At 41.8% G+C, this 6,414-nt stretch carries 6 protein-coding genes; 3 read left to right on the top strand and 3 right to left on the bottom strand.

The genetic code is table 11. The features are described 5' to 3' along the window. Together KQI32_RS12885 and KQI32_RS12880 are read right to left on the bottom strand one after the other, a co-directional pair. Positions 1–269: transposase (locus KQI32_RS12885; protein ID WP_216423449.1), on the bottom strand; the 269-nt coding region annotated here is incomplete at its 3' end. Next, the gene (locus KQI32_RS12880; protein ID WP_216425992.1) at positions 175–1,077 is read right to left on the bottom strand and encodes a hypothetical protein; all 903 of its coding nucleotides are present in this window, start codon (positions 1,075–1,077) and stop codon (positions 175–177) included. The genes KQI32_RS12880 and KQI32_RS12885, both read right to left, overlap by 95 nt. 310 nt (positions 1,078–1,387) lie before the next feature. Between KQI32_RS12880 and KQI32_RS12875 the strand changes: the two genes are divergently transcribed. The 3 genes from KQI32_RS12875 (at position 1,388) to KQI32_RS12865 (ending at position 5,736) form a co-directional block, all read left to right on the top strand. Then, positions 1,388–2,725 (top strand): glucose-6-phosphate isomerase, encoded by a 1,338-nt coding sequence (locus KQI32_RS12875; RefSeq protein ID WP_216425990.1) that lies wholly within the window; start codon positions 1,388–1,390, stop codon positions 2,723–2,725. A gap of 238 nt (positions 2,726–2,963) precedes the next feature. After that, positions 2,964–5,468: a heavy metal translocating P-type ATPase gene (locus KQI32_RS12870; protein WP_216425988.1), complete on the top strand. Its 2,505-nt coding sequence runs from the start codon at positions 2,964–2,966 to the stop codon at positions 5,466–5,468. Positions 5,469–5,472: 4 nt separating this feature from the next. Continuing rightward, entirely contained in the window at positions 5,473–5,736 is a 264-nt protein-coding gene (locus tag KQI32_RS12865) for a metal-sensing transcriptional repressor (protein ID WP_216425986.1), read from the top strand. Between the two features lie 214 nt (positions 5,737–5,950). Here the strand turns inward: KQI32_RS12865 and KQI32_RS12860 are convergent. Further along, positions 5,951–6,414: IS3 family transposase (locus KQI32_RS12860; RefSeq protein WP_216425078.1), on the bottom strand; the 464-nt coding region annotated here is incomplete at its 5' end.

Below are 6,414 nucleotides of genomic sequence, written 5' to 3'. Positions count from 1 at the left end.
TATGCGATGTTCATGCCAATCTCCTGCATGGTACGGCGCAGCGAGGGGATGCCGTACAGGTGCTGGATGAACACAATTTTGAACAATACCACCGGGTCAATGCTGGGACGGCCGTTGTCGCGGCTGTAAAGCGCATCCACCAAGTCGTACAGATGCGTAAAATCCACCGCGCTGTCAATCTGCCGCAGCAGATGCTCCGATGGAACCAGCTCCTCCAAACATAGGATTTCTACTACATTTCTGCGCAATTCCTGCTCTTTTGCTAGCACACGCCGTCCCTCCCCAGTCTTTTCTTATCTTTATTTTACCACACATACGCAAAAAAGCCCAGTGTATACTGGACTTTTTCGACAGGCTGAATTGATTATATAATAAATAATCAATAGTAAACTCTACAGCTCCACCATAATCCACATTCATACAAGTGAGGCCTAGATCAGAACGCATCATATGATCCCAATTATAATATACTTGATTTTTCGATGGATTGCTAAAATATTTTGTATCATTCCATGTATAGGACGCTTCTGAACCAATGGTTAAACCGGTTTTAAATTCAACCAAACGCCCTGTAGAAACATAGCTGATATCAATTCCATCTACACTGACATCTGATGAACCGCTGTTCCACCGGAAGGTAAATCCTGTGGGACGGTAAATATTTGTCATGTTAATAACATTATGTTGATAATAACATGAAATATAAACAATTAAATCAACTAAATTAAAATCTAGATCCGCTCCTTGATTTTCTGAATATGCAAAACTGTTCACTAAATTTCCATTTTCATCAATTTTGCTGGGAATCAGAAGCTCATGCTTAACCATTCCATTTTCTTCTGATACGATGCGGATAGCCTTGTCTTGGAGATTTGCAGAATAAGATGAAATACCAGAGGACAATGGAACAATTTCAGCATCAGTTAAATCAATAGAAGGGTCTAAGGCGTGAACTCCATTGAATATTTGTTGTCTTATCGAACTGTGGCTGCTTTCTATTGCAAATACATTCGAACAGCAGGTGATCCATAGGAAGAAAACGGATAAGGTCAGCGTAAACACTCTTTTCTTCAACATAATTACTTTCTCCTTCTTTTCTGAATGTTTTAAATACAAATCTTTTTGTCATTACAGAAAAACAATGGAATCCCCTCCTTTTTGTATTCTTAAATAAATTGTAACTTAAAATTATTCCTATTACAATCCTTACTTTTCGACATTTTCCGTTATGAATCAAAGCGGATACAATCCTTTTTTAAAATCGAAAATTTTGAAATTTTTCATAAAAAATTGTACTTTTGGTGAAATTATTGTCATAAGGGTTGCGCATCCATATTTTTTGAGTTATAATTAAATTGTTAAATTAAGTATGCTTAGGAGGAATTTTATGAACACACCTGTATTTTCGTATAAAAACGCAGAAAGTTTTTTTGACAAGCAGGAATTGGATCAAATGGGAAAAAAAGCGGCAAAGGCGATGGAAGAACTGGAAAGCGGAACCGGCCGCGGAAATGATTTTCTGGGCTGGCTGCATCTTCCTGAAAACTATGATCGTGATGAATTTGAACGAGTAAAAAAAGCCAGCGAAAAAATCCGTTCCAATTCCAAGGCTTTGATTGTTATAGGAATCGGAGGTTCTTATCTAGGGGCAAGGGCTGCTATTGAATTTTTAAACGGTACGCTTTCCAATGCGAAAGCAGACGGAATGAAAGTATTTTTTGCGGGCAACAGCATCAGTTCTAGCTATCACTATGAATTGCTTGAAATGATGAAGGACGTGGATTTTTCCGTCAATGTTATTTCAAAATCCGGAACGACCACTGAGCCCGCAATTGCATTTCGGCTGTTTAAAGAACTGTTGGAAGAAAAGTATGGCAGGGAAGGTGCCAAAGAACGGATCTATGTCACAACGGATAAGCAGAAAGGCGCTCTTCTGGACTTGGCTAAGGAAGAGGGATATGAGCGCTTCACGATAGCAGATGACGTAGGAGGGAGATATTCCGTTCTGACTTCCGTAGGTCTTTTGCCGATAGCGGCGATCGGGGCGGATATTGATCAGTTGATGGAAGGCGCGAAAGCTGCTCACGATGATCTTGCAGAAAAAGAATTTGAAAAAAATCCAGCTATGGTATACGCAGCACTTCGTAATCTTTTTCTGGAAAAAGGCAAATCCGTTGAAATTCTTGTCAATTATGAGCCGTCTCTTCAATATTTTTCGGAGTGGTATAAACAGCTGTTTGCCGAGAGCGAAGGGAAAGAGAACAAAGGACTTTTTCCAGCTTCTTTGAATTTTTCATCCGATCTGCACTCAATGGGGCAATTCGTGCAGGAGGGAACCCGTATAATGTTCGAGACGGTGGTTTCTATTGACAGTCCAAAATATGATATCCAGGTCAAAGAGGACGATAAAAATGTGGACGGTTTGAATTTTCTTGCTGGCAAAACCATTGATTTTGTGAACAAGAAAGCATACCAGGGAACCGTGCTGGCGCACTGTGACGGAGGCGTACCAAATCTTTCGCTTCATGTACCGCAGCAGGACGCCTTCAATCTGGGATACCTGTTTTACTTTTTTGAGAAGTCATGTGCTATCAGCGGATATATTTTGGGGATTAATCCATTTGATCAGCCAGGTGTTGAGGCATATAAGAAAAATATGTTTGCGTTGCTGGGAAAACCCGGATATGACGACATGAAAGCCGAGCTGGAGAGCCGTTTAAAATAATTGCTGAAGAGAAGAAATGCCGCAGTCAGTTTGACTGCGGCATTTCTTATAATGCAGGAGATTGCGCAGAATCATGTACAATTGGGTGTTTCAGGCTGAAATGCTGCATTTCGGTGGCAGACCTCTTGTTGAAAGTTTCATAAAATAGTTTATTGTGGGAAAAAATATGGTTGACAAATGAAAAGAATCGGATTATAATGACAACACACCACCCCCCTGGGGTGATTGGAGGTGCTATATGAATCAAAAATTTGATGTGACAGGAATGACCTGTTCCGCCTGTTCCGCTCATGTGGAAAAAAGTATAGGCAAATTGGAGGGCGTTTCGTCTGTTCAGGTAAATTTGTTGGCAAATCAAATGAAAGTGGAATATGATGAGAAAGATTTAACTTCCGATCAAATTATAAAAGCGGTTGAAGCGGCGGGATACGGTGCGGCTCTTCATCAGAATGGAACTGTCAAGGCTGCTGAACCAGTGAAGACTGCAAACAAAGAGACGGAAGCAATGAAGTTTCGGCTGATCGTTTCCTTTGTTTTTATGATTCCGCTTTTTTATCTCTCTATGGGCCATATGATGAATTGGCCCTTGCCGCAGCTTTTTACAGCGCATGAGAATGCTTTGATCTTTGTGTTCACTCAATTTTTGCTTTGTCTTCCCATTGTGGCAGTAAACAAAAAATATTTTATAAACGGTTTTAAAACATTGTGGAAGCGCTCTCCCAATATGGACTCCCTGATAGCGATCGGTTCTTCGGCAGCTATTGTCTATGGCATTTTTGCGATTTATCGAATCGGTTATGGATTAGGACACGGCGATATGGAGACGGTACATCAATATGCAATGGATGTTTATTTTGAAACTGCTGCAATGATTCTTGCACTTATCACTTTGGGTAAATATCTGGAAGCGCGCTCAAAAGGGAAAACCTCCGAGGCTATTACGAAATTAATGGATTTAGCGCCCAAGACTGCATGGATTGAAACGCCGGATGGAGAAAAAGAGGTACCTGTTGAAGAAGTGCAGATTGGAGATATTGTGATTGTGAAACCGGGGCAGAGTATTCCGGTGGATGGCATTATTATGGAAGGAAATTCCTCTATTGATGAATCAGCGCTGACCGGAGAGAGTATTCCGGTTGAGAAAAGTGTGGGAGACAAGGTGACTGGAGCCGGTCTGAACAAAAACGGATATTTTAAATTCCGTGCTGTAAAGGTTGGAAATGATACGGCGCTAGCCCAAATCATTCAGCTGGTAGAGGAGGCAAGTGCCTCCAAAGCGCCGATTGCAAAGTTGGCGGATAAGGTCAGCCGGGTATTTGTTCCGGTTGTAATCAGTATTGCTGTGGCAGCATTTATCATATGGCTTCTTTTAGGATATTCCTTTGAATTTGCAATGTCCATCGGCATTGCAGTGCTGGTAATTTCCTGCCCCTGTGCTCTTGGGCTCGCCACGCCAACCGCCATTATGGTTGGAACAGGAAAGGGCGCGGAGAATGGAATTCTTGTGAAATCAGCGGAAGCCTTGGAAACAGCCCACCGTATTCAGACAATGGTGTTGGACAAAACGGGAACCGTCACGGAAGGAAAACCTCAGGTTACTGATGTTCTTCCGGCAGAGAACATAGATAGACAATGGCTTTTGAAGATAGCGGCCTCTCTGGAAAAACAGTCGGAGCATCCATTGGCTGAGGCGGTTATAAAAAAAGCCGAGGAAGAGAAAGTATCTCTGTTTCGTGCAGAGCAATTTGTCTCTGTTTCAGGACGGGGAATACGTGCAGAGATAAACGGGAAACATTATTGCGCAGGAAATAAAATGTTTTTGAAAGAAAGCGGCATTGTTGTAGAGAAATGGGAAGAAAAAGCACAAAAAATGTCGGATGAAGGAAAAACGCCGCTTTTCTTTGCAGAAGAGAAGAAGCTGATTGGAATCATTGCTGCTGCAGATGTTGTAAAAAAAACCAGTGCACAGGCTGTTTCAGAATTGATAAAGATGGGAATTGACGTCGTGATGGTGACGGGGGACAATGAACGCACTGCCAAAGCGATTCAAAAGCAAATCGGCATTCCGCATGTTATTGCCGAGGTAATGCCGCAGGACAAAGAAGCGGAAGTAAGAAAATTGCAGGAGGCTGGAAAAACAGTCGCTATGGTTGGAGACGGCATTAATGACGCTCCTGCATTGGCGCGGGCCGATGTAGGAATTGCCATTGGTGCGGGAACGGACATTGCCATTGAGTCTGCGGACATTGTCCTTATGAAAAGCGATTTGTTGGAAGCGGTGACAGCAGTGCGTCTGAGCAAGGCAGTTATTCGGAATATCAAGGAAAATCTATTTTGGGCTTTAATTTACAACAGTCTTGGTATTCCGTTGGCAGCGGGGGTCTTTTACAGTCTTCTCGGATGGAAATTGAATCCTATGTTCGGTGCTGCCGCGATGAGCTTAAGCTCTGTTTGTGTAGTGCTCAATGCACTGCGTTTAAAGCTGTTTCGCACGGAATATGAAAAATCATACAAAGAAAATAAAGGAGAGAATTTTATGGAAAAGAAGTTAATCATTGAAGGAATGAGCTGTTCTCACTGTTCCGGCAGGGTGGAGGCCGCTTTAAATGCATTGGACGGTGTCAGCGCTAAGGTGAACTTGGAAGAAAAAACGGCAACCGTTACGCTTAGTCAGTCGATTTCAGATGAGATTCTTATCAAATCCGTTACGGACGCGGGTTATACTGTGAAAGAAATCAGGTAAGAAAATGAGAGCAGACAAAGCAAAAGTATCCACGCTTCTAAAAACCGCCAGAGGACAATTGGAAGGAATTCTGAAAATGGTGGAGGAGGACAGATGTTGCATTGATATTTCCAATCAGCTCATGGCAACCCAATCCATTCTAAAAAAGATTAATAAGGAAATTATTCATGCACATATGATCCATTGTGTGAAGGAAGCCATGGAAAACGGCAATGCAGATGAGAAATTAGAAGAGATTATGGGATTGATGGATAAGCTCACAAAATAAGCAGAGTTTTGTGGGAAATCATTGTTCAAAAGGTAAGCATTATGCCTGCCTTTTGTTTCTGTATGACAAAAAATTTCAATGTATGTTGGTAGCCACTCATTTTTTCAGTGGTGCAATCCACGCTGAAATGTTGCGTAAACCCCCGGACACGATGTGAACTGCACCAAATTATGCAGACAGTACAAAAAGCCCCCTATTGAAGGGAAAACAAGATTTAGACAACAAACTGATTCCGTTGTTCTAACGGAGTCAGTTTTGTTTTTAGTTGAATACGCTCGTTGTTGTAAAAATGGATATATTCACTTATGAGGAGGCGCGCCTCCTCATAAGTCGGAAGTTTAGCGCGATAGATGCACTCTGTTTTAAGAATGGAAAAGAAATTTTCAGCTAAAGCGTTGTCATACGGATTTCCTCGACTTGACATTGATGGAGTAATGCCGTATGATTGTGTTAGCTTGAAGTAGGCTTGTGAAGTATACTGAAAGCCTTGGTCACTGTGAAGTTGCATCTGTGCAGTGACCTTCTCTTTTTTCTTGGCGGCTTTAATCGTACTCAAAACCAGATTTACATTTTGTTTCGTTCCCATCCTGTAGGCTACAATACTGTTGTCGAACAAATCTCTGATGACCGACAAATACAATACGCCTTGCTTTGTGTGTATGTACGAAATATCTGTAA

Source organism: Acetivibrio sp. MSJd-27 (assembly GCF_018918095.1).
GTDB lineage: Bacteria > Bacillota > Clostridia > UMGS1840 > HGM11507 > HGM11507.
The sequence above is the reverse complement of the archived record's forward strand: the minus strand, read 5'-3'. Positions and strand labels throughout refer to the sequence as shown.

Coding starts and splice junctions, on each gene's coding strand:
- KQI32_RS12880 (WP_216425992.1), bottom strand. CDS start 1,077: ATGTTGAAGAAAAGAGTGTTTACGCTGACCTTATCCGTTTTCTTCCTA.
- KQI32_RS12875 (WP_216425990.1), top strand. CDS start 1,388: ATGAACACACCTGTATTTTCGTATAAAAACGCAGAAAGTTTTTTTGAC.
- KQI32_RS12870 (WP_216425988.1), top strand. CDS start 2,964: ATGAATCAAAAATTTGATGTGACAGGAATGACCTGTTCCGCCTGTTCC.
- KQI32_RS12865 (WP_216425986.1), top strand. CDS start 5,473: ATGAGAGCAGACAAAGCAAAAGTATCCACGCTTCTAAAAACCGCCAGA.